This is a genomic window from Arthrobacter sp. BK1, assembly GCF_056680055.1.
The window spans coordinates 4,380,214-4,403,156 of the sequence record NZ_CM155263.1 but is presented as its reverse complement, the minus strand read 5'-3'; the positions used below and the strand labels follow the sequence as shown (position 1 = coordinate 4,403,156).

The window sequence follows — 22,943 nt, the reverse complement described above, 5'->3', positions numbered from 1 at the left end:
GCGTCACGGACTTCAGGAAAGAAAACCCAGGGCCGCTCGGGCCTTTGCGATGCCGGGCTCGGCCCAGTGGGCTGCGTACTCGGCATTTCCGCTCAGCGATCTCAGCTCCGCGCGGTCCACGTACAGGGTGCCGTGCAGGTGGTCGGTCTCGTGCTGGACAATCCGGGCCTGCCAGCCCTCGAACTCGCGTTCCGAACCCAGGCCCCCGGGTGTTTGGAACTGAAGCAGCACGCGTTCATGGCGGACCACCACGGCCTGGAGTCCGCTGAGGGAGAGACACCCTTCAAAGAACGCGGCGGTCCGGTCTCCGACCGGGCTGTACCGCGGATTAAGGATGGCCAGGAACTCCAGCGGGGTGCGGTGGCGTACCGCCGCCGCCTCCGGATCGACGTCGTACTGGTCCTCCAAAACGGCCAGCTGGAGCGGAATCCCGAGTTGCGGTGCGGCAAGACCGACGCCGGGGGCCTCATGCATCACGCGGCGCATCACGGCTATCAGCTGCTCGAGCTCTTCAGGGCTGATCTGGCCATCGAACGGGGCAGCCTCCTGGCGCAGCACCGGGTGGCCGGCCTGGACAATAGGCGGCAATGACTCTGCTGAGAGAATCTCCTGCACGCATTCCCGGAGCTGCGCAGGCGTGAACGGTGTGGACGGAGAGGCGGTGGTCATGCTGAAATCCTATAATCGGGGACGCATGCCGGGGGCCGGTTCAGCTAGTGTCGAATCCATGGCTGAACTGAACGCGACGGAAACCTCACCACGGGACCACGTCCTGGAATTTGTCCGGACCCTTGAAGCAGGAGGGGGAGGCGCAGCCATCCGGCGCTTCCTTGCAGAGGATTTTAAGCTGATGGAGGCCCCGCATCTGCTCGCTCCGGAAGGCTCCACCCGGACACTGGAACAGATCCTTGCCGGTGCGGATCAAAGTGCCCAGGTGGTGTCCGGCCAGAAGTTCGATGTCCGGCGGACCACGTGCGAGGGCGGCCGCGTTGTTGTCGAAGCCGACTGGTCTGCCACGTTGCTGATGGACCTGCGGCACTGGGACGCAGGGGAGACCCTTCGCGCCCGGACGACATCAGTCTTTGAAGTACGTGACGGCAGGATCGTCAGCCAGGACAGCTACGACTGCTACTTCCTGAACTCCTGACGGACACGGCACCGGCGGCTCCTGCACCGTCATTGCATGGTAAACCGCCGGGCCACCAGCCTGTTTGCGGCGGGGACACCGGCAACGGCTCCGATGGCGAGGCTTCTCAGAGGCAGGAGAGGCCTGGGCAAGGGCCGTCCGAGCGTCATGTTCACTTCGGATTGCCACCGCGCCACCCTGGCCGCCTTCCGGCGTCCGGCCGCGTAAGCCTGCAAGCGGCGTCCCACGGGTTCCCCGGCCAGCGCGGCGCAGATAACCGGCGCCAGTTCTGCTGCATCGAGCCAGCCAAGATTCATTCCCTGCCCGCCGATCGGGCTGATTTCGTGGGCGGCATCACCGATCAGGACTGCCCGTCCAGCGACAGACCTCCCTGCCATGGACGAACGCGGGCTGAAGGCGCTGAGCATCGTGTTGGTGGCCGGATCCGGACGGACTCCTGTGCGGCGGTGCACGATCCGGGCCAGCTCGGAGGGGTCCGGCACCAGGGCGGCCCGGTTCACTCTCGCCACCCAGCGGCGGACACCGCCCGGCAGTGGAAAGGACTCCACGATGCCGTCGGCTTCGAGATACAGCACGGCCTCCTGGCAATGATCGCCGGTGGCTTCGAAATCGCCCATGATGTAGTGGTCGGGGTAGCTTCTGGGGCTTGCCTTGATCCCGAGCAGTCCCCGCACTGAGGACCGCGAACCGTCAGCGGCGACCAGCAGCCGGGCGGACAGCCGGGTGGCCGGGTTCCGGGTGCCAGAACCGGCGCCCGTGGTGCCGTCAAAGGAGACGGTGACCAGGCCGCCGTCGTCCGCTACTTCCGTTACCCGGGCGCCCCTGGCCAGAGCCGAACTGTCCAGTTCCTTCACGCGCTGCTCCAGCAGGGTTTCGGTGATGAACTGGGGGAGTGACAGGACAAACGGGAAACGGTCCGAAACCGGGGCGAAGGACATTGACCCCAGTGTCCTGCCGCCACTGACGGCGATGCCGCGGCGGATCTGCACACCGGATTCCACCATGGCGTCCGCAACTCCCACACTGTCCAGCGCCGCGAGGGCCGGTGGGTGGATGCCGATGGCCCGTGAGTGCAGGTCCCGGCCGGTCCGTTGTTCCAGGATCTTTACTCCCACGCCTTCCTGAAGCAGCAACGCGGCGAGAAACAGGCCCACCGGGCCGCCACCGACGATCACCACCTCAACCATGGCGGACGTCCGGGCTGTGTTGTGTGGAGCGGTGGATCAGCACCTGGTGGAAGGGGGAGTGCGGCTGGACGTTCCAGCCCGGGGGAGCGGCGGCGCGCAGTTCTGCAACGGTGTAGCTGCGACGGATGGAAACCAGGCCGTCCGGCCGGATGAAAGAGCCCCGGAACGGCAGGGCCGCGAGCGAGAACAGGCCGTAGGCTGCCACGCTGCGGCGAAGGTCGTTGTGCAGGCACAGCCGGCTGGCCAGACTCTGCGAGTCGGCGAGAAATGCTGCCAGTTGCGCCGCCTGCAGGTGGTGAAGGACGTGGTTGGAGATCACCACGTCATAGCTGCGGCCTTCCCGGACAAGATCGGCGCTGGCCGCCTGCCGGAAGTTCACCGATTGGGTTTTCCTCCGGGACGCGTGGTCGCAGGCCCGCCTATCCGGATCGATGCCGGTGATCTCCACTTTAAGGTTGTCCCGGGCAGACCAGCCCGCAAGCAGCCGGGCGATGTCCCCGCCGCCGCAGCCGATGTCCAGGACGGTAGTGACATGTTCCGGCGACAAAAAGGGGCGCAGTTCCCGGACGTAGAGCAGGCGCCAGCCGGAAAAGAGTCGGTTTACCAGGCCGAACTGCCGGTAGGTCCGGTCGAGCCTCACGGGATCACAGTCCGGCCGGTCCATCATTTCGATGGCGTCAACCGCGCGGTTCCGCATCAGGAGCACGGAATCAGGCCAGCGACGCCGTGGCTGCCGCTCCCAGGATCTGCGGAGCGCCCGCCGCCCGCAGCTTGGTAAACAGGCCCGTCTCCACGGTGAGCCCGGGGCCGAAGGCCATGGAGCAGATCCGATTGTCGCCCTCCGACGCGGGCTGCTCCAGAATATGCCGAAGGACAAAGAGAACCGTGGCACTGCTCATATTGCCGTAGTCCCGCAGGGTATCCCGCGCCGGAACGAGTTGCTGGTCCGTGAGTTCAAGCCGGGTCTGGACCTTATCCAGGATGCTCCGGCCACCGGGATGAATGGCCCAATGCCGGATGTCCCGGTAGGGGAGCCCGCTCAGCGACGGGTCCCGGTCCAGCAGTGGTTTGAGGGCGCCGATGATGTGGTCATCGATGATGTGGGGGACGTAATTGCCCAGCACCATTTCGAAGCCGTGGTCGCCGATGTTCCATGCCATGGATTCCTCGCCCACCGGCGTCAGGACTGTTTCGAAGTGGTCCAGCTGCATCAGGGCAGGTGCCTCCGGATCGTCCCGGGATGTCACGATGGCGGCTGCGGCTCCGTCCCCGAACAGTGCCGAGCCCATGATGGTGTCCGGATCGTTCGACGTCCGGACATGCAGCGAACACAACTCGGCGCATACCACCAGGACGACTGCGTCGGGATCGGCCTCGCAGAACGATTTGGCGGCCCGCAGCGCCGGGAATGCTGCATAACAGCCCATGAATCCCAGGTGATACCGCTGGACGGCCGGATCCAACCCCAGCGCCCGCACGATCTTGTAGTCAGGACCAGGGTTGAAGAAGCCAGTGCAGGAGACCGTGATGACGTGGGTTATGTCAAGCAACGTCAGGTCCGGGCAGGCGTCAAGGGCAGCCCGGGCGGCCTCGATGAAGAGTTTGGTGGCCTCGCGGGCAAAGAGCTCGTTGCGCACCTGCGTGGTGGGGTTCAGCAGCAGACCGGTGGCCGGATCGAAGAACTGGGGATCATCCGAACGGAATTCCATGGTCATTTCTTCGACCGCCGTATGGCGGGTCCCGATGGCGGCTGAATCAAAGCAGGTGTTGACCAGCCGCGAGCCCAGTCTGGTCAGGCCCGGCTGGGCTGCAAAAACATCACGGGCTTCCGCCTGGATCAGCACAGTGGGCGGAACAGCGGTTTCGAGTGAACGCAGATAGACCGTCATTGGTTCATTCTTGGCGAGCGTCCGGGATTAGACAATGGCGGGGCCGCCCGGGCAGGCGGATGCTCCGTCTTGGTGGGCGGTTCTACCCCGTTGCCGGACACGGGAGCAGGGCCGGCGAATACGCGCCGGCCCTGCAATAGCCCCTGGTCTGTAACCAGCGGCTGATCGTTTCCTGCTACTGCTTCACGAGAGCGCTGCCATAGCCCGCATCGCACTTGCCGTCATGGATCACGCCGGCCCCTGACGCCACCACGTAGTTGCTTGCCGGGTTGAAGACGGCGGTGTGGACGTCCGTGACCTTACTGGCGCAGTCGTCGGCCCCGGCGGAGCTCATGCTCTGCCCGCCGATCCACATGTCGATCCAGATGCTGGAGTTGGTGCCGTGCACGTTGGTGCCCTGGTGGCACGGGCCGTTCTCGGGATCGTTGCCGTCGCCGCAGGTGTCTTCGACGATGAAGTAGCGGCGGACGTCCGGCAGATAGATCCTTGTACCGGCCGGGAAGTCCAGCACATCCTGGCCGGTGGCGAGGGAGTGCCCCACGGCGATGGTGATCGGGTCCGCGTACGTGCCGGTGCCCCCGGCAGTCTGATGCAGTACCGGGTGGCTGATGGCAACCGAACCGGCTGGGGTGTTGTCGTGCCAGGTATATGCCGTGGTGTAGGCGGTGTTGACGATCCGCTCGGAGGATGACGCCGGCTGGACGGGTGCGGGCGCCGGCTTCGGAGCAGGAGGAACGACGGCGGCTGCGGCGGCTGGTGCGGGAATCGCCGCAGGTACCGGGCCCGCAGCCTTCGCCTCGGCGGCTGCCTTCTGGGCTGCTGCTTTCTCGGCTGCCGCTTTCTCAGTTGTGGCTTTCTCAGCGGCGGCCGCCGCTTCTGCGGCGGCTTTTTCGGCCGTGGCGGCTGCTGCGGCTTTTGCTGCCTTCTCGGCGGCTGCGCGCTGTGAGGCGCCGATCTCGCCGGACTTATCAGTTCCGGCGCTGGAACTGGCCTCAATCCCGGCGCTCGCCGGTACGGAAGACTTATCGAGTGAGTTGGGTGCGCCGGTGACAGCGCCACACGCCGAGGTGGCGAGCAGGACCGAGAGCATGCCGGCGGCCAGCAGATTGTTTCTGCGCATGGAAAATAAAGCCTCTTCATGGGTGCGAAAAACGGGCGGTCTCACAGGGATAAGTCACGCCCGGATCCTGGTCTGCCGAATGCAAGGCGCTGCCGCCTGGGACTTACCACACGCAGAAGAATTGAGGAGACCTTGTGATGCGCGTGCGCCAACCAGTGACCTAAACGTTACCTTCTGGGTCGCCGAAGAAGCCAATCGTCGGCGCGGCGCTTTCCCTCGGGCGTTTCCGGTTACGTGTGGGACACAGCGCCCACGGGGCAAACCTCGCGGCCATTTCCCGTGGATGGAAGCCCTGCATTTCCCGCGTTCGATGTGAGATCGGGACAACCCCTGAATGCCGCTTTCAGCCCTTGTGATGTAACGCCGATAATCTACATTATGTAAAGTAAAGGTGAAAAGCCCCATCCCCGCCGGACATCTGCACTCACACCGTCGCCAGGGTTCGTCTATGGGACACTTCGAGCAAAGAGGCCCGGATACTTGACCACCAGCCCATGTTCGTCAGCGGTCAGCACCCGCCGGAGGTCTGAGTCCCGCGACTCATAGAGATACTCATGTTTGGCCAGACGGGTGTAACGATGGGTGTCGGACGGGTGGACCAGTGTCACTCCTTAGGTGACCTGGTGCCGCAGCGGAATGCCCGCTTCAATGACCTTTGGCCCTGTCCAAAGCCCCTCCCCCGGCAGACTCTGTCACTATGAAGCCCATGAGTCCCGAACCGGCACTGGTCCGGTGCGCTGAGCAGCCCACCGCCGTCGTGCGCGAACGCGTCGCCATGGACGCACTGCCTGAGTTCTTCGGGCGCGCGTACGCCACGGTGGCCGCAGAGGCAGCCAGGCAAGACGTCCAGTTGGCCGGTCCGCCCTTCGCGCTCTACCGCGGGATGCCGACGGAAACGGTCGACGTCGAAGCAGGCTTTCCGATCAATGGCACCTTCGCGGACACCGGGACAGTCGTTGGCGGCGCCCTCCCCGGGACTGAGGCCTACGAGATGGTGCATTCAGGAACTTACGACACCCTCGAGCAGACCTATGCGGCAGTCCAGGAACGGATGAAGGCAGCGGGTAAGACGCCGTCGGACATGATGTGGGAATACTATCTGAATGGCCCCTCGGACGAGCCCGATCCGCAGAAGTGGCAGACCCGGGTCGTATGGCCGGTGACCTGATGCTCAAGATCCTCAGGCTGCTGCTGGTGGTGTTCGCCATGCTTGTTGGCGGGGCCGCGGCAGCCTTCGCCGTCACTCCGGTGGACGTCGTGGTGGAAGACCGGGCCGGGATCATTGACCGCACTACGCTGGTCCCGGCAATCCAAGCGATCGAGTTCTACTCCCCCACCAAAGTTGCTGTCTACACCTACAACGGCAGCGCCGCGGACAACCTCAATGAAGAGGTCCTCAGGTTTGCCCGCACGGAGCATCCGGAGTGGATCAGCGCTGACGGGCAGAAGTGGGCCGACGGGCTCTATATCTTCGCCCTGGACCCGGTGGGGCGGCACGTGGGCACCTATATGGGTGAAGACCGCAAGGTTTCCCTGGAACAACGTGATGACATCCAGAACGCCACCAAGGAACTCCTGCGGGATGCCCAATGGACGGACGGAACCATCGCCGGGGTCCGGCGCGGTGCCGAACTGATCAACCAACCCTGGTACCGTTCAGCGGCCTTCGTGATCACTGCGTGGGTGACCGGAGCGCTGGCCGCACTGGGGGCGGGCGCGTGGCTCATAGTGAGGGCCGTGACAAGGGCCGGCAGCCGAAAGGAGGTGGAACGCGGAGACCGGAGCTACGCCAGCGTAAGCACTGACCTGGACGTCACGGAGCTGAACGCCCGTACCATTCCCGAGGACTCCCGTTACGGCAGCAGCGTCCTGGAGAAGCACCGGACGTTCCTCAACCGGTATAACGCCGCCACCGGACTGTCGAACCGCGTGCATGCCCTCTCCCCCAGGGCCCTGAGCCGCAGATCCAGCCTCAAACTTGCCCGCGAGTATGCTGCCGCGGCCGCGGAACTCGATGCCCTCGACGACGTCATCTCCGACAGCAATGCACTGCTGAACCGGGGCAGCACCTGGCCCACAGCCTGGGACCGGCAACTGGCGCCGTTCCGAAACGACCTGGCGGGACTGGAACAGCTGTTGAGTAAACGCAACGGGCAAGGCGACTCAGCCACCGCCGCAGCCCTCCGGTCTTTCCGCGACCAGAGCATCCGCGACATCGAGCACTGGACCGCCCAGCTTGCTGACGGGACAATCACCCCCGAAACGGCACTGGACCGCCTCCGGGATGCCCGTACCCACCTGTCCACGCTCCTGAAGAGCCACGCAGAGACCGTCATCGAGGGTTTTGCCAAATCCGAGCGGGAAGCCAAACTCATGCGCAAAGAGATGCAGGAGGCGCAGGAGGGCCTGGACCACCGCCGGCGGACCTACGAACCAAGCATTCTTGGAACGGTCTACCCGTCGTACTACTTCTTCTCGGTTCCGGTCTTCAATTCAGGCTTCAACACCGGCGTCGGGAGCGTCAACGCAGCCCGCGGCGGCGGCACCACGGGCTATGGCAGCAGCGGCGGGAGCTTCTCCGGTTCAGGCAGCTCCTCCGGTTTCTAGCCGGCCTTGGGTGACCTTTGGCCCTACAGGTCCTGACCACCGCACCGCAGGCTGGAAGCCCAGCCAACAGAGAGGCCAGCCGTGTTAATGTCCAAACCGATCGCCGTCGCCACGAACGATTCCGAGCAAAGCCAGGCGGCGGTGACCTGGGCGGCACAGCGCGCTGCCAGCGCCGGCCTGCCCCTGATCATCCTGCACGTCGTTGACATCCGCTGGGTTGCCGAGCCGATCCCCTGGACCGGTGTGCTGCTGGAGAAGGGCGAAGAGCTCCTGGAGACCGCCGCAGGGCGGGTCCGGGGCACCGTGCCGATCGATATCACCACCAAGGTCCTTGAAGGCAGCGTTGCTGGGGCGCTGGGCAAGTATTCCAGCAAAGTGGCCATGCTGGTGGTGGGGTCAGGCGGCACCCATCTGGGCGGCTCACTGACTGACCGGGCGCTTCAGGTGGCCGCCGCCGCCAAGTGTCCCGTCGCCGTCGTCGGCATGCATGACCTGCAGGGACGCAGCGGGGTGCTGGTAGGTGTTGACGGCTCGGAGGAATCAACGCAGGCAGTCGCTTTTGCCGCCGCTGAGGCAGACCGGCACGGGCAGGAGCTGACCGTGCTGTACGCCTTCAGCGGCCCCAACCGCTGGGTCAGGTCCGGCCTTCCCACCAGCAGCCTTGCCGAACTGATCGTCGAAGAGGAACAGATTGTCCTTTCCGAAGCAGTCTCCGGCCTCCGCGAGGATTACCCGGACCTGGTGGTGCACAAGGTCCTGGAAACCGAGAAGGAGCCCGCCCAGGCACTCGTTGATGCGGCGGCCCATGCTCAGCTGCTGGTGGTGGGCAGCCGCGGCCGGGGTGGCTTCAAGCGGCTGTTGCTCGGTTCCACAGCGCACGCCGTTCTGGCGAACCTGCCGTGCCCGACAATTATCACCCCCGTCCGACGCGTCAAACACCTGAAGTAGGTGCGGGCAATGCAAAGCAACGCGTCAGGTCCGGAGACCGAGGTCCTGGACGTCCATGACTGCTGGAAATGCCTCCGCTCGGCGTCAGTGGGCCGGCTTGCCGTGACAACCGATGCCGGGCCCGAGATTTTCCCGGTGAATTACGTCCCCGATTACGGCACCGTTGTGTTCCGGACCGGGCCTGGCACCAAACTGGACGCCGCGCTCGCGGGCGGTCCCGTCGTTTTGGAGGCGGACGGCCTGAATGCCTACGGAACCATCGCCTGGAGTGTGGTGATCAAAGGAACGGCCAAAGTGGTGGACACCGAGGAAGACATCCAGGAGGCAGCCGACGCCGGACTGGCCCCGTGGGAGCCCGGCAGCAAGGAGCACCTCGTCCGGATCACGCCGTCGGACGTCACCGGCCGCAGGTTCGTCATCACTGCCCCGGGCAGTTGGTGGCCGCCCTTGGATGCCACAGGAGACGTTGCGCCGGAATCAGGGAGCTGAGCGTACGACGCCGGCGCTCACCTCGCTGCGCCGACCCTGACCCGGGCGCCTCCCACCGCCGTCGGGCGTCCTCCGCCGCCGCCCAGCGCGCGGAGGGCGTTCAGGATGGTGGCCAGATCGACCAGTTCCTGGAGCAGCGCGCCGGCCACCGCCGGGATGTATCCGAATACTGCCGCGATCATCAGGCCGATACTCAGCAGGATTCCTGTCCAGATGCTCGCCAGCGCTATCCGGATGGTGCGCTGGCCAATGTCGACGGCCAGCGCCGCCTTGGACAGGTCGTCAAGCATGATCACGACGTCGGCAGACTCGCTGGCCGCGGTGGAACCTTTGGCGCCCATGGCGACCCCAACGTCGGCGGCGGCCAACACCGGGGCGTCATTGACCCCGTCACCCACCATCATCACCGGCCGTTCCCGCAGCCCGGCGACCACAGAAACTTTATCGCCCGGGAGGCAGCTGGCCTGGAAACGGGAGATCCCGGATTGCGCAGCAATTTTCCTGGCCGTGGCAGGAGCGTCGCCGGTCAGCAACAGGGTGTCCTTGATGCCCAGCCGGCGGAGATAGGCGAGCGTCTCGAGGGCATTGGCACGCAGGGGGTCGCTCATGATCAGGGCACCTGCGAACCTGCCGTCGACGCCAACATAGACCGCAAGCTGTCCCCCGGCCAGGTCCGCCTCCTCGAACCCCGAGGTGACGGACTGCACAAAGTCAGGCTTGCCGACCACCACCGTCCGGCCACCACAGCTGGCGGTGACACCCTGCGTGGCATGTTCGGTCGCGTTGCTGCCCGGCAGGAGGTCCAGGCCCCGCTGCCTGGCAGCATCAATAACGGACGCTGCCAGGACGTGCGAGGAGTACTGCTCTGCCGACGCGGCAAGCTGCAGCAGCCGGTCTTCGGAAATCATCCCTTGGGCCGTCTGCGGGACCCTGACGCCATGCAGCGTTGGCCGGCCGTGGGTGAGCGTGCCTGTCTTGTCGAAGACTGCCGTCCGCACCCGGGCCAACTGTTCGAGGGTCCCGCCGTTCTTGATGATGATCCCCGCGTGGGCTGCCCGGCTGGTCCCCGCCAGGAACGCGACAGGGGCTGCGATGAGCAGCGGGCAGGGCGTAGCGACCACCAGCACCTGGGCGAAGCGCACCGGATCCCCGCTGAAGTACCAGCCCACCCCGGCCAGGGCGAAAGCGAGGAACGTGAAGGGAACGGCGTACCTGTCAGCGAGCCGCACCACGGGCGGCCGGCTCGCTGCGGCCTCCTGGACCAGCGCCACAATCTGGCTGTACTGGGAGTTTTTGGCGGTGGAGGTGGCTTTCATGTGCACGGCATCCTCACCGTTGACGGACCCACTGAGCAGGGCATCGCCTGCCACATGTTCGGCCGGCAGGCTCTCGCCCGTCAGCGTGGATTCGTCAAAAACCCCCGTTGCACTCAGCAGCAGCCCGTCCACCGGAACCACTTCCGAAGGTTTGACCAAAAGAACGTCACCGGGGCGGACGTCTCCGGCCGGGATGTCTTCGGGAGGCAGGCCCGGCAGTTCGCGGTGGGCTGTTTGTGGAACACGCTCCAGCAGGGACCTGAGTTCACGGGTGGCCCGGCCCTGGGCGATCTCCTCCAGTGCTTCGCCTCCCGCGAGCATCAGCACGATGATCAGGGCCGCGACGTACTCCCCCACCGCCACCGTTGAGGCAATGGCCGTGAGCGCCAGGAGGTCTATTCCCCACCGGCCCCTCAGCAGTGCCTTGACCATCGCGCCGGACCTGAAGGCCGCAACGAGCAGGGCGTAGCCGCTCGCAAACCATTGTGCAGCTGTTTCCTGCGACGCTCCCAGGAGCACTGCAACGACCAGTCCGGCCGCCACCGTGGCGGCAACCAGCGGGAAACGCGCAATGGACGTTCTCAACGCGGCAAAGGTCATTCCTTGACACTAATGCGGCCACTCGGAGGCTGCCAGAGGTCTTCGGACCTAGCCGGTACGCTTCAGTGCATGGCAGATGTTCTGGCGGTTGATGGCTTGGTCAAGCGTTACGGCGAACGGACCGTGGTGGATGGCGTTTCCTTCCACATACGGGCCGGGGAAACATACGGGCTGCTTGGACCGAACGGTGCAGGAAAGACCACGATCATTTCCATGGTGGCCGGGCTGATCCCTGCGGATGCCGGGTCGGTGAAGGTGGCGGGTGAAACCATGACCCCGTCCACCACGGCCCCCAAAGGAGACATCGGCCTGGTCCCCCAGGAGCTCGCGATCTACCCGGACCTGACCGCACGGGAAAACCTGCGGTTCTTCGGCAGCCTGCAGGGGCTCCCCCGCAAAGAACTCCGGACAAGGATTGATGAGGTGCTCGAACTCATTGGCCTGGCGGACCGCGCCGGCGAACAGGTCAAGAAGTTCTCGGGAGGCATGAAGCGCCGCCTGAACATCGGGATCGGCCTGCTGCACCGGCCCACGCTGCTGATCCTGGATGAACCGACAGTGGGCGTGGATCCGCAGTCCCGCAATTCCATCCTTGAGTCCGTGGAAGGGCTGGCCACTGAGGGCATGGCTGTCCTGTACACCACCCACTACATGGAGGAGGCGGAACGGTTGTGCGACCGGATCGCCATCATCGACGAGGGCAAGGTCCAGGCGGAAGGGACCAGGGACCAACTGGTCAGGCTGACCGGGGGCCTGGACCGCATCAACCTCCGCGGAAGCGGCAACACCAGCGCGGCAGCGGCGGCACTGAGGGCCGCGCCGGGAGTGCAGAAGGTCGACGGCGACGGGGCGGGGTTAATTCTCACAGTCCAGGACGGACCAAGGAACCTGCCGGCACTCGTTACGGGCGCCGGCGACGCGGGAATGGCCCTGACGGCTGTCGAGATTGCCCGGCCGGACCTCGAATCGGTGTTTCTGCACCTGACCGGCAAAGCCTTACGGGACTGACATGCGGAACATCTGGACAATGGTCGTCAATGACCTCAGGCAACGCGTTCGAGACAAGTCTGTCTTCATCTACTCCCTGCTCGTTCCCCTATCCCTCATGGGCGTCCTGAACCTTGCCTTCGGCGGCCTAGGCAACGAGACTGTGGATCTCAAGCCGGCCACCGTGATTGCCAGCGCTGAAGACGCCGGGCCGCTGGGTGGCGCGCTGCTCGATGCCGTCGATTCATGGCCGATGATGGACGTCACCGTCAGGCGCGTCCCCGGCGCGGATGTCCGCCAGGAGACCCGAACCAGCGGGGCCGCACTGGGTTTGGTCATTCCGGCGGAATTTACCGCCGCGGTCACCTCGGGCCGGACCATCACCGTACAGGTGGTCGAAGGCGGTCAGGGAGGGCTCGAAAAGGACGTTCTGATCTCGGTGGTGGACGGCCTCCTGGACCAGTTTGGCGCGGGGGCCGTCACGGCCGCTGCCGGTGAGTTTGCCGGGCTCCCCCGCGATTCACTCGCCGGCCTGGGCCAGCAGACAGCGGCAGGGCCCCCTGCACTGACGATGTCTGAGGGCCAGGCGTCCGCGGAACAGCTCTCGCTGCGGGGCACGCTCGTCGCGGGCCAGACGGGGCTCTTCCTGCTGTTCACGGTCGGATTCGGGGTCCTGGGGCTGCTGGCCGAACGGGAGCAAGGCACCTTGGCCCGCCTGAAATCGACCCCCGTGCCGGCCGGGTCAATCATCACTGCAAAAGCTCTCGTGGGATTCATACTCGGCATCGCCGCAACAACAGTGCTGCTCGTCGTGGGGACACTGCTGTTCGGTGTGTCCTTCGGTTCCCCGCTGGTGATTGGACTCCTCGTCGTGAGCGTCGTGGCAGCAGCCACCAGCATGACTTTCATCGTCGCCCGCCTGGTCCGGTCCGCGGAGCAGGCCAACATTGTCCAGTCCATCGTCGCCATGGTGCTGGGGATCGCCGGTGGTGCGTTTTTCCCCATTGAAGCCTCGGGCGTTATCGCCACCATCATGGACTTAAACCCCGTCGGCGCGTTCATCCGCGGTCTGGGCATCTCTGCGGGTGGCGGCGGACCAGCGGAGGTAGCGGTTCCGCTGGCCGTCATGCTGGGCTTCGCCGCGGTCTGCACGCTGGCATCCAGGCTCGTACCGGACAGGGGAACCCGCGCATGAACAGCATCCTTGCCATCGGGGGCGTGGAAATCCGCCGTTTCCTCCGCGACAGGTCGAACGTCTTCTTCGTGTTCATCTTTCCCCTGCTCCTGATACTGCTGCTGGGCTCCCAGTTCGGTGCCGGCAGCGGACAGGCCCACGTTTCGCTGGCGGGCGGGACAGGCTCGGAACTGGCGAAGCAGCTCACCGGGAAGCTGGAGGCGGATGGTCTGAAGGTCAGCTCCGGCCGCCCGGAATCAGTGAGGGCGGAACTGAGCCGCGGGCGGACCGACGTCGGGGTTTTCATCAGCGACGCCGCCGCCACAGCTTTCGATGCCGGCCTGCCGGCTGATCTTGAGGTGGTGATGTCCTCCCAATCAGGTGCCCAGGCGGCGCTTCAGTGGGTGCGCGCTTCCGTGCAGGCAGTGGCCACTGAACAGCGGCAGCAGACCGTCCTTGAGAATGCCGGAATCGACCCCGCGCAGGCGGCCGAAGCCTTGAAGCAAGCCAGCGCCTCGGTGCAGCCTCCCCGGCTGGAGATCGTTGACACGGACAACGTCTCACAGGTTTTCACAGGTCTGGGCAAGTTCGATCTGGGCGCTGCCCAGCAGCTGCTGCTGTTCGTCTTCCTGAGCTCCCTCACCGGTTCAACCACCCTGATCCAGGCCCGCCGGCTGGGGGTCATCGCACGCGTCATGGCAGCTCCCGTGACCAGTTGGCGGGTGATTGCCGGACAGGCGCTGGGCCGTTTTGGCATCGCAGTGGTCCAGGGCGGGTACATCATGCTCGGCACCGCCCTGCTGTTTGGCGTCGACTGGGGAAATCCCCTCCTGGCCGGCCTGATCCTAGCCGTCTTCTCCGCCGTGGCCGCTGCGGCTGCCATGGTCATCGGCTCGGTACTGGACAACGACTCCGCTGCCTCCGGGATCGGCGTGGGGCTCGGGCTGGTGCTCGCCGGCCTGGGCGGTTCCATGGTGCCGCCGGAGTTCTTCTCCGAGAGCCTTCAGGCCGTCTCCCGTGCCACCCCGCACCGCTGGGCCTACGACGCCTTCGCCGAGATCCAGCGGCACGACGGCGGGTTGACGGAGATCCTTCCGCAACTGGGCGTCCTCGCTGCCATGGCTACCGGGCTGCTGGTGCTGGGCGCGCTGTTGCTTCGGCGGAGCCTCAGCCGGGCCCTGTAGGATTCGGCGACGCAGGAGCCTGCGGAGCCGGACCCGGCGGCCTGCCTTGAGGCGGGTCTGGCGGCGGGCCGTGAAGCGGGTCCGGCGGCGGGACCATGAGGGCGCCGCCCGTATCGGGATGCCAGGTCGGATCGGCGGGGCCGCCGTGGGCTTCCCTGCCGCCTTGGTCCAGGCGGAATGGCGGGTATTCATCACGCATCAGCCCGACGTAGGTCATGACCCGGTAAATCCAGCGGTTGAAGCCCATCACCAGGTCGAAGAGCGGCCGCTGGTACCGGCCGCTGAACAGCAGGATCACGGCTGCGACAAGCACCAGGAAACTGAACAGCGAAAACCCGCTTCCGGTCTCATACCTGATGCCGGGGGTCTGCGGGTCGGTCCAGCGGACGGTGCTGGCGCCAGTCAGCGCCGCAATGATCAGCAAATGCGGCAGCGCAAGGAGCCACCACTTGACCAGTACCAGGCCGCGGGAAAGCCGCTCGGGGTAGTCAACGTCGAAATCGGCGGGATAGTCGGTCCTGGCCAGGGTGAACGGCGGATACCGGTCCGTTCCCAAGGCACCGTAGGCATAGAACGCCACACGCCAGCTCCAGCGCATGACACCCACATTAAAATTGAAAAGGGATCGCGGGTAGCGGGCCGTAAAGAGAATCGCGAAGCCGGCGATGACGGTGACGATGAAGAAAGCAAACCAGAGAAAGAACAGGACAATGAAATGAGGTATGGCCAGGAACCACTTCACCAGCCACATCCACCTCGACAGCACCGGATCCAGATCGCCCCGGAGCCTGGCCGGATAGGGTGCCGCCTCAACCGCAGCAGCTGGAATGGCCGGGGGCTGTGCGGATGGAGCCTGGTAAGCCACGGGCTGCGATCCGGCACCCGGGTACGGAAGCATCGCTGGACTGGAAGAGGGCGCCACCGCGGCCCCCGGGTAGGGCGCTGCAGTGGAAGCCGGGTACTGTCCCGGGCCCGACGGCGGAGCAGGAGTGTGCCTGCCCAGCCCCTGGGCTCCGAAAATCAGGAGCGGAACGCCGAGCACCAGGAGAATGGCGCCGCCTGCCAGCAGTCCCGCCGCTATCGGGCCGAACAGCTCGGACCGGAACCCGGCCTGCAGATCCACTGCAACACCCGGGCTGGCATCCGCGTTCATGACCACCACCGACCAGTCACCGGCCGCTATATTCCAGTTGAACTCCCTTTCGCCGCTTCCGGACGACGAGGCGACCCAGAAGTCCTGGTCCGTGGGCACAGCTGGCTGCGCGGTGCCTTGAATCTCCCGGTACTCCACATTGAAGGGACGGAAACTTACATCCCGCAGCTCAGAAAAGTTGGACCCGGCAACGTAGCGGTCCACGTCAGCCCTGGGCCCGATGCCGACGAAGATGTCCTTTCCGGGATTGGCCGATTCCGCGCCGATTCGAATGCTGCCCACGTCAAAAGGCAGCGGCCCCGGGTAGTCATCATCGCGCATGCCCTCCGCGCGGGCAGAGACAATTGCCGTCGAATCAACGGCGAAGCGCTCCCTCGGAGAAGTGAGATAGCCGCCGTCGTTCTGGCGGGAGTTGATCCACGAAGTGCCGATGCCCCCGAAAAGGAGCCCAACTCCGAGCATCGACAACAAAATGCCGAGAACCAGCATGGTGATTGAACGGGCTTTCATGTCGGCCTCCCGAAATTGACGAAGCATTTCAGCCCAGCCCCCAGCCGTACCAGGTCTCCTCAAGCGTTATGCCACAGCCCACCCGCCAACAGGGCCAAAGGTCACTCCGGATGACAAATCGCCGCGGGGCCGGCGGGGCTTTCGTCCCTGTTGCCTGAACCCGCCCCGTTATCTACTGGAAGACACGCAGGCCACCTGGATCCAGAAGAGGACAGCAATGACAAACATCAGCATTCTCGGCAGCGGAAACATGGCGCGGGCGCTCGCCGTCACCATGTTGCGGGGCAACAATCCAGTGCAGATCCTGGGCCGCGACGGCGCCAAGACCCGTGCCTTGGTAGAGGGGCTTGGCCCTGGTGCCACCGGCGGGATCGTAGGCGCAGACCTCACAGGGGCAATCGTCTTCCTGGCGATCCCGCACAAGGAAGTGCATACGGCCATCCTCGAGGCGGGAGATTCGCTCGACGGACGGGTCATCGTGGACATCAGCAATCCGGTGGATCCGGCTACATTTGACCAGCTGACCGTGCCGCCCGGGACGTCAGCGGCCGAGGAAACCGCCAGGATGCTCAAGGGACGTGCTGAGGTGGTCAAGGCCTTCAACACCACGTTCCCCGTGACCCTGGAGGCCGGACAGGTCGGTGGCCAACACCTTGATGTGTTCATCGCCGGCGACTCGGAGCAGGCAAAGGAAAAGGTCAGCGCCGTGGCAGCGGCCGGCGGCCTGCGGCCCATCGATGTGGGCCCGCTGCGCCGCGCGCGGGAATTGGAAGCGATCATGCTCGTCGTGATGGGCCTGCAGGTCAACCCTGAGCATGAGCACTTCAACTGGGACACCGCCCTTCGGATAATTCCGTGACGCGGCCCCGGGCGGCTTGTGGCAACATGGCGCGTGCTAAAGAATGAGTCATTGCGGTAGCGGACGGGTGGACAGAAGGGACGACGGACGATGAAGGCCTCAGCATCACCGGAGCAAGCGGAGTCGTCATCCAATGCAGGCATCCGGGTTTTCGTCCTCGACGACCATGAGCTGGTCCGGCGAGGCCTGCAGGATCTCCTGGAAAGCGAAGGATTCGTCGTCGTCGGCATGTCCGGATCTGCTGCCGAAGCCGCCCGGAGGATTCCGGCCCTGCGTCCTGACGTCGCCATTTTGGATGCGCGGCTGCCTGACGGGACGGGCATCGAGGTTTGCCGGGACGTGCATTCAGTTGACGAGACGATCAACTGCCTGATCCTTACGAGCTACGACGACGAACAGGCACTCCGCGGCGCCGTCCTGGCGGGCGCTTCGGGGTACGTCCTCAAGGAGATCGGCGGCTCTGACCTGATCGGCGCACTGCGCAGGGCAGCCCGCGGCGAATCCCTGTTCGACGCGGACCTGAAGGCAAGGATAGTGCAGGGGCTGGCCGAGCCGGAGCGGGTCGATCCCCGGGTGGCCTCACTGACTCCGCAGGAACGCCGGGTACTGGAACTCGTAGGTGAAGGCCTGACAAACCGCCAGATCGGCGAGCGTATGCTCCTGGCGGAGAAGACGGTGAAGAACTACGTCTCATCGTTGCTGGCAAAGCTCGGGTTCGAACGGCGGACGCAGGCCGCCGTTCACGTGGCCCAGCATTCCCCGCCGGACCAGTAGCGGTTCGGGATCCCGGCGATTCAGAACACCGGGGCCGTCCACGTCAGCGCCGTCCCGTAATCCGGGGCGCTCGAGAGGTCAAAGGCGCCACCCATCGACCGCGCCCTGTGCTCCATATTCGTGAGCCCGTTACCCGGCTCCGGCGCTGTGAATCCCACGCCGTTGTCCTGGATCTGGACCGAAATGTGGCCGTCAATGACTGACACGGTTACCCGGATCAAATCCGCTCCCGAGTGGCGGACCGCGTTGCTCAGGCCCTCGGTAATGACCGCCAGTATGTTCGCTGCGGTCTCCTCGTCCCGGACAGCGTCAACGGCCCCCGTCAGCGTCAGGAGGGGGACAAACGGGAGGGACTGGGTGCTGCTGCGCACAGTTTGCAGGATGCGGCTGCTGAGAAGCTCCTTGCCTGTCTCCGAGTCACTCAGCGAATAGATGGTGTTGCGGAGTTCCCTGATGGTCTCGTCCAGTTCGTCGGTCACGGTCCGGATGGTGCTGGCCCCCGAACCATCAGTCACATAGCGCCGAAGGCTTTGAATGCTGAGCCCCGCCGCGAACAGCCGTTGGATGACCAGGTCATGAAGGTCCCGGGCAATCCTGTCCCTGTCACTGTAAACCGCGATCTGTTCCCGCATCCGGTGGGCACGGGCCAGTTCGAGTGCCAAGGCGACATGTGAGCCGAACACCGGGGCCATTTCAATGTCCGTGGCGCTGAAGCTCCCCGAAGGACATTCCCGCAACAGCACCAGGAGGCCGTGATGGGTTCCGTGGGCGCTAAGGTCTATGGCGAGCAGCCGGCTGGGCACCGGAACGTCGGCGGCGCCCAGGACCGACGCAGCGTCCGGGATCAGGGTGGCCTTGCCCGTGGCGATGACGCGGCTGATGTCGGCAGAATCAAGGGACAGCAGACGCCCCAGCCACAGCGAAGGACCCTTGCCGGCGGCTCCGGCCACGCGGAAGTGACTTGACGTGTTGCCATCTGCCGGATGGTTCTGTGATGTGTTCTCCTGGACTGTATCTTCCTGCACCAGGATGAGCGCAAGTGACGAATTTGACTCCCGCAGAGCCCTGGCTGCAATCATGTCCAGTCCCCCGTTCCGGCCGGCCGGGGTGTCCTCGGAACCCATCATCCGTCCGGTCACGTCCATACACGCCTGAAGCCAGGCGGCCCGGCGGCGGGCGTCCTCGAAAAGCCTGGCATTTTCGATTGCCACGCCGGCAGCAGCGGCGAGTGCCTCAGCAAGTTGTTCGTCTTCGTCGGTAAAGTCCCCGCCACCCATCTTCTGTGTCAGGTAAAGATTGCCGAAAACTGCGTCCCGAACCCGGATGGGGACGCCCAGGAACGACTTCATCGGCGGATGGTTCGCGGGAAACCCGTAGGCATCCGGGTGCTGGCTCAAATCATGCAGCCGCAAGGGCTTTGGGTCGCGGATCAGCAGGCCAAGAACGCCATGTCCTGTGGGAAGGGGGCCGATACGCCTGCCGAGTTCGTCGTCGATGCCCACCGTGATGAAATGGCTCAGGTCGCGATCGGCGCCGATAACCCCCAGGGCCCCGTACTCAGCCTGGACAAGTTGGCAGGCTGAACTGACAACCCTGTGCAGAACAGCTTCGAGGCTGAGGTCCTCGGCGAGTGCAACAACGGCATTCAACAGGCCCTGCATGCGTTGGTTTGCGTTGACCGGTTCACCGGCGGAGTCGACAATGTCCGTCAGGATTTCCCCTATCCGGGCACCCGTCCCTGGTAAGTGGTTCTCCCTGCTTGACTGGAATAGATCGCTCACGGAAACCGCCTTCCGCGGAAAGTACCGCATGCGAAGGTCCACCGGCTGCTGCAGTTGCTCACAGACTATCGCTCCCGTCCCGTTTCGCCTATGCCCATGAGTCGATGAGGGGGTCTTTATGCCCTAGATGGGAGCTTGGGGCTTCCGTAGGATCTTGGCCATGACTTCAGATGCATCTCTCCCGGAAACCGCAGAGCTCCCCCCGAAGGACTGCTGGCAGCTGTTGCGCGGTGATTCGGTGGGCCGTCTGGCCGTATGGGTCGATGATCATCCCGAGATCTTTCCCATCAACTACAAAGTTGATCACGAGTCCCTGGTGTTCCGCACCGGTGCCGGCACCAAGCTGGCGTCTTCACTGGGCAAGCAGGTGGCCTTGGAGGCTGATGGCGCCGACACAGACAAGGGTGTCGCTTGGAGCGTGATCGTCAAAGGCCAGGCCACGGCCCTCAGCCGGACTCCTGAGGTCATGGACACTATCGGCCAGTTGCTCTTCCCCTGGGAGACTGGCCGCAAGGACCATTTCATCCGGATAGTCCCGGAGAGTGTCAGCGGCCGGCGATTCAAAATCGCTGCCCCCTTGACCTGGGGCGGTTCACTGGATGAGGCCACCCGGGCAGGTCTGGAGTAACCCAGCGTGCGGGCATGGTGGATTGACACCCCAGGTCCGATCACGTCCGGACCGCTGCAGTTCGGCGAACGTCCTGATCCGGCACCCGCGCCCTGGGAAATTCTGCTCTCGGTCCACGCCTGCGGTGTGTGCCGCACCGATCTTCATCTGGCCGAAGGGGACCTGCGGCCCCGAATCCCCAGGCGGATTCCCGGTCATGAGGTGGTCGGTGAGGTGGTGGGCCTTGGAACCGGATGCACCAGGTTCCGGCTCGGCGAGCGGGTAGGGGCAGCCTGGCTGGCACGCACGTGCGGAATGTGCCGGTTCTGCCGCAGGGGTGCCGAGAACCTCTGCCTCACCCCGACGTTCACCGGTTGGGACACCGACGGCGGCTATGCCGAGATGATGACCGTCCATGAGGATTATGCGTACCGGATTCCCGACGTATTTACCGACGAGAAGGCGGCGCCCCTGCTGTGCGCGGGGATTATTGGCTACCGCGCGCTGCGATGCTCCGGCATCGCCCCCGGCGGCAAGCTGGGGATTTACGGGTTCGGCGGATCGGCGCACCTGACCGCGCAAATGGCCATCTTCGAAGGTGCGGACGTCTATGTGATGACGCGGTCGGCCGCGGCGCAGCGACTTGCGCTGGAACTGGGAGCGGTGTTCGCCGGCAGTGCGGACCAGGCTCCACCCGAACTGCTGGAAGCAGCCATCCTTTTCGCGCCGGCGGGCGGGCTGGTCCCGGTAGCCCTCCGGGCCCTGGACCGCGGAGGCACCCTCGCCATTGCCGGGATCCACTTGAGCGACATCCCTGAGCTGGACTATCAGAAGGATCTCTTCAACGAGCGCCGTCTGCGCAGCGTGACCGCAAATACGCGGACGGATGGGCAGGAATTCCTGGCCTTGGCAGGGAACATACCCTTGAATCCCACCACGGTCCCCTATCCGTGGACGCAAGCGGACCAGGCTTTGCAGGATCTCTCTGCCGACCGGTTCACGGGCGCTGCCGTCCTTCTCAGATCATCCTGAGGTGTGCGGGAACAGCTTGTGCGGACGTTCATCTCCTTGGTGACCTTCGGCCCTAGGCGCAGGGCACAGACCGGGGAGAAGGTACTGCCATGAGTGACAGCGGATACGCCAAGGACCGTGACCCTGAACGGGCGCCAATCGTGGTGGGCGTTGACGGGAGCGCCCCCTCAATAGTTGCCCTTCGCTGGGCGGGGGCTTTGACGCCGCTGTTTATGGGGCACATCCGGGCCGTGACATCGTGGCAGTACCAGATCGCCCTCGGCACTTTCACGCCCGTTCTCTGGGACCCGGCCCAGGAGGCACGCAAAATCTGCGCCGAAGCTGTTGCCGCGGCCTTCAACGGCACACCACCGCAGGGGCTGGAGATGGTTGTGTGCCAGGGGCCGCCGGCAAAGGTCCTCGTCGAGGAGAGCCGGACGGCCCAGCTCGTTGTGGTGGGCAGCCGGGGCCACGGGGGTTTTGAAGGGCTGCTCCTCGGTGCGGTGAGCACGGCAGTGGCCGAACATGCAAAATGCCCGGTCTTTATAGCGCATGGCACAGACCTGCCGGCCCCGCTTGTGACTGATCCCGGGCAGGCATCCCAGGAAGGGGGCAGCCGGGCCGGGTCCAGCCATGCCCTCCCCTGAACGCGTCGTGGCAGGCTACGACGGTTCTGAGCCCGCAGCCCTCGCGGTGCGCTGGGCTGCACGGCATGCACGGCTCATGGATGCTGACCTTGAGGTGGTGCACTGTTCCCTCTGGCCGCTGCTGACCAGCGATCTCGGACCAGTCCAGGGCATCGCCGGGAGCGGTCTGCGGCATCAGGCGCAGGTGGTTCTGGACCAAGGAAAAGTTGAGGCGCTGACCGCCGCTTCCGAGGTCAGGATCCGGACCAGCCTCCTGTACGGACTCCCGCCCCCTCATCTCCGGCGTATGTCGGACGGGGCGGCGATGCTGGTCCTGGGCAGCCGCGGAATCGGCGGCTTTATGGGACTCCTGGTGGGATCCGTGAGCCTTGAACTCGCGGCGACAGCAACGTGTCCCGTTGTAGTGGTCAGGTTCGATAACAATCCCGACGGGCGCGTGGTGGTCGGAATCGACTCGTCCGGATCGGCGGGCGCGCTGGGCAAGGCGTGTGCCATCGCCACCGCGACCGGTGCGGACCTGCTGATCATCCACGTCATCCACTCCCCCGACGGGCGCGCCGGCAGCGCCGCATCCGTCGGGCCCGAAGCCGCCGGCCACATCCTCAGTGCTGCTGTCCGCCAAGCCCGCGCGCTGGCTTCGGCGCTGACGATCAGCCAGGAACTGGCCACGGACACATCCATCCCGCGGGCACTCCTGAACGCCGCCCGCGGAGCAGCACTGATCGTGGTCGGAAGCAAAGGCCAGGGGCTCATCAAAGGAACGTTCGGGTCAAACGCCCACGCAGTCCTTCACCACGCCACCGGGCCTGTCATGATCTGCCGGCAACCGTCCGGAAGCCGGCAGGCAGTCGTCTAAGGGACTTTCGTCCCTAACGGCTCCGTCAACCGGGCGCCATGGTTGAGGGAAGCCTCATTTCCGCGTGTGCAGTGGACCCATCATCAACAGCGAGGAA

23 protein-coding genes are annotated in these 22,943 nt (G+C 65.1%); 14 read left to right on the top strand and 9 right to left on the bottom strand.

Annotated elements, in window-relative coordinates; genetic code table 11:
• Positions 1 to 12: 12 nt before the first annotated feature.
• The gene (locus tag AC1MCA_RS20190; protein ID WP_479800133.1) at positions 13 to 669 is read right to left on the bottom strand and encodes a peptide deformylase; all 657 of its coding nucleotides are present in this window, start codon (positions 667 to 669) and stop codon (positions 13 to 15) included.
• 58 nt (positions 670 to 727) lie between these two features.
• Between AC1MCA_RS20190 and AC1MCA_RS20185 the strand changes: the two genes are divergently transcribed.
• Complete coding sequence (locus tag AC1MCA_RS20185; RefSeq protein WP_479800132.1) at positions 728 to 1,147, top strand: nuclear transport factor 2 family protein; 420 nt, start codon at positions 728 to 730, stop codon at positions 1,145 to 1,147.
• Positions 1,148 to 1,176: 29 nt separating this feature from the next.
• Here AC1MCA_RS20185 and AC1MCA_RS20180 read toward each other — a convergent pair whose 3' ends face one another.
• From AC1MCA_RS20180 to AC1MCA_RS20160, 5 genes are all read right to left on the bottom strand, one after another.
• Positions 1,177 to 2,334, bottom strand: a complete 1,158-nt coding sequence (locus AC1MCA_RS20180) for an FAD-dependent oxidoreductase (RefSeq protein ID WP_479800131.1) — start codon at positions 2,332 to 2,334, stop codon at positions 1,177 to 1,179.
• Positions 2,327 to 3,031: a class I SAM-dependent methyltransferase gene (locus tag AC1MCA_RS20175; protein ID WP_479800130.1), complete on the bottom strand. Its 705-nt coding sequence runs from the start codon at positions 3,029 to 3,031 to the stop codon at positions 2,327 to 2,329. Before AC1MCA_RS20175 ends, AC1MCA_RS20180 begins: the two co-directional genes overlap by 8 nt.
• Before the next feature lie 13 nt (positions 3,032 to 3,044).
• Positions 3,045 to 4,223 (bottom strand): type III polyketide synthase, encoded by a 1,179-nt coding sequence (locus AC1MCA_RS20170; protein ID WP_479800129.1) that lies wholly within the window; start codon positions 4,221 to 4,223, stop codon positions 3,045 to 3,047.
• Positions 4,224 to 4,398: 175 nt separating this feature from the next.
• Complete coding sequence (locus tag AC1MCA_RS20165; RefSeq protein WP_479800128.1) at positions 4,399 to 5,343, bottom strand: hypothetical protein; 945 nt, start codon at positions 5,341 to 5,343, stop codon at positions 4,399 to 4,401.
• Between the two features lie 446 nt (positions 5,344 to 5,789).
• A complete protein-coding gene (locus AC1MCA_RS20160) occupies positions 5,790 to 5,951 on the bottom strand; it encodes a putative glycolipid-binding domain-containing protein (protein WP_479800127.1) in 162 nt (53 codons plus the stop codon).
• Between the two features lie 98 nt (positions 5,952 to 6,049).
• Here AC1MCA_RS20160 and AC1MCA_RS20155 point away from each other — a divergent pair, with 98 nt between their 5' ends.
• From AC1MCA_RS20155 to AC1MCA_RS20140, 4 genes are all read left to right on the top strand, one after another.
• Complete coding sequence (locus tag AC1MCA_RS20155; protein ID WP_479800126.1) at positions 6,050 to 6,511, top strand: GyrI-like domain-containing protein; 462 nt, start codon at positions 6,050 to 6,052, stop codon at positions 6,509 to 6,511.
• Positions 6,496 to 7,950, top strand: coding sequence for a DUF5129 domain-containing protein (locus AC1MCA_RS20150; protein ID WP_479800125.1), 1,455 nt, complete (start codon positions 6,496 to 6,498; stop codon positions 7,948 to 7,950). The genes AC1MCA_RS20155 and AC1MCA_RS20150 overlap by 16 nt, the downstream gene beginning before the upstream one ends.
• A gap of 87 nt (positions 7,951 to 8,037) precedes the next feature.
• Positions 8,038 to 8,898: a universal stress protein gene (locus AC1MCA_RS20145; RefSeq protein ID WP_479800124.1), complete on the top strand. Its 861-nt coding sequence runs from the start codon at positions 8,038 to 8,040 to the stop codon at positions 8,896 to 8,898.
• Positions 8,899 to 8,907: 9 nt separating this feature from the next.
• A complete protein-coding gene (locus tag AC1MCA_RS20140) occupies positions 8,908 to 9,387 on the top strand; it encodes a pyridoxamine 5'-phosphate oxidase family protein (protein WP_479800123.1) in 480 nt (159 codons plus the stop codon).
• Positions 9,388 to 9,404: 17 nt separating this feature from the next.
• Here the strand turns inward: AC1MCA_RS20140 and AC1MCA_RS20135 are convergent, their stop codons facing one another.
• Positions 9,405 to 11,303, bottom strand: a complete 1,899-nt coding sequence (locus AC1MCA_RS20135; RefSeq protein WP_479800122.1) for a heavy metal translocating P-type ATPase — start codon at positions 11,301 to 11,303, stop codon at positions 9,405 to 9,407.
• A 69-nt stretch (positions 11,304 to 11,372) separates the two neighbouring features.
• On the opposite strand from AC1MCA_RS20135, the gene AC1MCA_RS20130 reads away from it, so the two are divergent.
• Genes AC1MCA_RS20130 through AC1MCA_RS20120 form a run of 3 tightly spaced genes read left to right on the top strand, consistent with a single transcriptional unit; the run spans position 11,373 to position 14,648 of the window.
• A complete protein-coding gene (locus tag AC1MCA_RS20130; RefSeq protein ID WP_479800120.1) occupies positions 11,373 to 12,311 on the top strand; it encodes an ABC transporter ATP-binding protein in 939 nt (312 codons plus the stop codon).
• Positions 12,312 to 12,330: 19 nt separating this feature from the next.
• Complete coding sequence (locus tag AC1MCA_RS20125; protein ID WP_479800118.1) at positions 12,331 to 13,485, top strand: ABC transporter permease; 1,155 nt, start codon at positions 12,331 to 12,333, stop codon at positions 13,483 to 13,485.
• A complete protein-coding gene (locus AC1MCA_RS20120; RefSeq protein WP_479800116.1) occupies positions 13,482 to 14,648 on the top strand; it encodes an ABC transporter permease in 1,167 nt (388 codons plus the stop codon). Before AC1MCA_RS20125 ends, AC1MCA_RS20120 begins: the two co-directional genes overlap by 4 nt.
• Here the strand turns inward: AC1MCA_RS20120 and AC1MCA_RS20115 are convergent.
• Complete coding sequence (locus AC1MCA_RS20115; protein ID WP_479800114.1) at positions 14,632 to 16,311, bottom strand: DUF4389 domain-containing protein; 1,680 nt, start codon at positions 16,309 to 16,311, stop codon at positions 14,632 to 14,634. The genes AC1MCA_RS20120 and AC1MCA_RS20115 overlap by 17 nt on opposite strands.
• A gap of 217 nt (positions 16,312 to 16,528) precedes the next feature.
• Here AC1MCA_RS20115 and AC1MCA_RS20110 point away from each other — a divergent pair, with 217 nt between their 5' ends.
• Together AC1MCA_RS20110 and AC1MCA_RS20105 are read left to right on the top strand one after the other, a co-directional pair.
• A complete protein-coding gene (locus AC1MCA_RS20110) occupies positions 16,529 to 17,170 on the top strand; it encodes an NADPH-dependent F420 reductase (RefSeq protein WP_479800112.1) in 642 nt (213 codons plus the stop codon).
• A gap of 90 nt (positions 17,171 to 17,260) precedes the next feature.
• Positions 17,261 to 17,944, top strand: a complete 684-nt coding sequence (locus AC1MCA_RS20105; RefSeq protein WP_108599127.1) for a response regulator — start codon at positions 17,261 to 17,263, stop codon at positions 17,942 to 17,944.
• Positions 17,945 to 17,964: 20 nt separating this feature from the next.
• On the opposite strand, the gene AC1MCA_RS20100 is transcribed toward AC1MCA_RS20105, so the two are convergent.
• Entirely contained in the window at positions 17,965 to 19,725 is a 1,761-nt protein-coding gene (locus tag AC1MCA_RS20100; RefSeq protein WP_479800110.1) for a GAF domain-containing sensor histidine kinase, read from the bottom strand.
• A 160-nt stretch (positions 19,726 to 19,885) separates the two neighbouring features.
• On the opposite strand from AC1MCA_RS20100, the gene AC1MCA_RS20095 reads away from it, so the two are divergent.
• The 4 genes from AC1MCA_RS20095 (at position 19,886) to AC1MCA_RS20080 (ending at position 22,846) form a co-directional block, all read left to right on the top strand.
• Positions 19,886 to 20,353 (top strand): pyridoxamine 5'-phosphate oxidase family protein, encoded by a 468-nt coding sequence (locus tag AC1MCA_RS20095; protein WP_479800108.1) that lies wholly within the window; start codon positions 19,886 to 19,888, stop codon positions 20,351 to 20,353.
• A gap of 6 nt (positions 20,354 to 20,359) precedes the next feature.
• Positions 20,360 to 21,364, top strand: a complete 1,005-nt coding sequence (locus tag AC1MCA_RS20090) for a zinc-dependent alcohol dehydrogenase family protein (RefSeq protein WP_479800106.1) — start codon at positions 20,360 to 20,362, stop codon at positions 21,362 to 21,364.
• Positions 21,365 to 21,453: 89 nt separating this feature from the next.
• Positions 21,454 to 21,990: a universal stress protein gene (locus AC1MCA_RS20085; protein ID WP_479800104.1), complete on the top strand. Its 537-nt coding sequence runs from the start codon at positions 21,454 to 21,456 to the stop codon at positions 21,988 to 21,990.
• A complete protein-coding gene (locus AC1MCA_RS20080) occupies positions 21,977 to 22,846 on the top strand; it encodes a universal stress protein (protein ID WP_479800103.1) in 870 nt (289 codons plus the stop codon). The genes AC1MCA_RS20085 and AC1MCA_RS20080 overlap by 14 nt, the downstream gene beginning before the upstream one ends.
• Positions 22,847 to 22,943 lie beyond the last annotated feature (97 nt).

What these genes read in the sequence shown, in the direction of transcription:
- AC1MCA_RS20190 (WP_479800133.1), bottom strand. Translation starts at nt 669, where the DNA reads ATGACCACCGCCTCTCCGTCCACACCGTTCACGCCTGCGCAGCTCCGG.
- AC1MCA_RS20185 (WP_479800132.1), top strand. Translation starts at nt 728, where the DNA reads ATGGCTGAACTGAACGCGACGGAAACCTCACCACGGGACCACGTCCTG.
- AC1MCA_RS20180 (WP_479800131.1), bottom strand. Translation starts at nt 2,334, where the DNA reads ATGGTTGAGGTGGTGATCGTCGGTGGCGGCCCGGTGGGCCTGTTTCTC.
- AC1MCA_RS20175 (WP_479800130.1), bottom strand. Translation starts at nt 3,031, where the DNA reads ATGCGGAACCGCGCGGTTGACGCCATCGAAATGATGGACCGGCCGGAC.
- AC1MCA_RS20170 (WP_479800129.1), bottom strand. Translation starts at nt 4,223, where the DNA reads ATGACGGTCTATCTGCGTTCACTCGAAACCGCTGTTCCGCCCACTGTG.
- AC1MCA_RS20165 (WP_479800128.1), bottom strand. Translation starts at nt 5,343, where the DNA reads ATGCGCAGAAACAATCTGCTGGCCGCCGGCATGCTCTCGGTCCTGCTC.
- AC1MCA_RS20155 (WP_479800126.1), top strand. Translation starts at nt 6,050, where the DNA reads ATGAGTCCCGAACCGGCACTGGTCCGGTGCGCTGAGCAGCCCACCGCC.
- AC1MCA_RS20150 (WP_479800125.1), top strand. Translation starts at nt 6,496, where the DNA reads ATGGCCGGTGACCTGATGCTCAAGATCCTCAGGCTGCTGCTGGTGGTG.
- AC1MCA_RS20145 (WP_479800124.1), top strand. Translation starts at nt 8,038, where the DNA reads ATGTCCAAACCGATCGCCGTCGCCACGAACGATTCCGAGCAAAGCCAG.
- AC1MCA_RS20140 (WP_479800123.1), top strand. Translation starts at nt 8,908, where the DNA reads ATGCAAAGCAACGCGTCAGGTCCGGAGACCGAGGTCCTGGACGTCCAT.
- AC1MCA_RS20135 (WP_479800122.1), bottom strand. Translation starts at nt 11,303, where the DNA reads ATGACCTTTGCCGCGTTGAGAACGTCCATTGCGCGTTTCCCGCTGGTT.
- AC1MCA_RS20130 (WP_479800120.1), top strand. Translation starts at nt 11,373, where the DNA reads ATGGCAGATGTTCTGGCGGTTGATGGCTTGGTCAAGCGTTACGGCGAA.
- AC1MCA_RS20125 (WP_479800118.1), top strand. Translation starts at nt 12,331, where the DNA reads ATGGTCGTCAATGACCTCAGGCAACGCGTTCGAGACAAGTCTGTCTTC.
- AC1MCA_RS20120 (WP_479800116.1), top strand. Translation starts at nt 13,482, where the DNA reads ATGAACAGCATCCTTGCCATCGGGGGCGTGGAAATCCGCCGTTTCCTC.
- AC1MCA_RS20115 (WP_479800114.1), bottom strand. Translation starts at nt 16,311, where the DNA reads ATGAAAGCCCGTTCAATCACCATGCTGGTTCTCGGCATTTTGTTGTCG.
- AC1MCA_RS20110 (WP_479800112.1), top strand. Translation starts at nt 16,529, where the DNA reads ATGACAAACATCAGCATTCTCGGCAGCGGAAACATGGCGCGGGCGCTC.
- AC1MCA_RS20105 (WP_108599127.1), top strand. Translation starts at nt 17,261, where the DNA reads ATGAAGGCCTCAGCATCACCGGAGCAAGCGGAGTCGTCATCCAATGCA.
- AC1MCA_RS20095 (WP_479800108.1), top strand. Translation starts at nt 19,886, where the DNA reads ATGACTTCAGATGCATCTCTCCCGGAAACCGCAGAGCTCCCCCCGAAG.
- AC1MCA_RS20085 (WP_479800104.1), top strand. Translation starts at nt 21,454, where the DNA reads ATGAGTGACAGCGGATACGCCAAGGACCGTGACCCTGAACGGGCGCCA.
- AC1MCA_RS20080 (WP_479800103.1), top strand. Translation starts at nt 21,977, where the DNA reads ATGCCCTCCCCTGAACGCGTCGTGGCAGGCTACGACGGTTCTGAGCCC.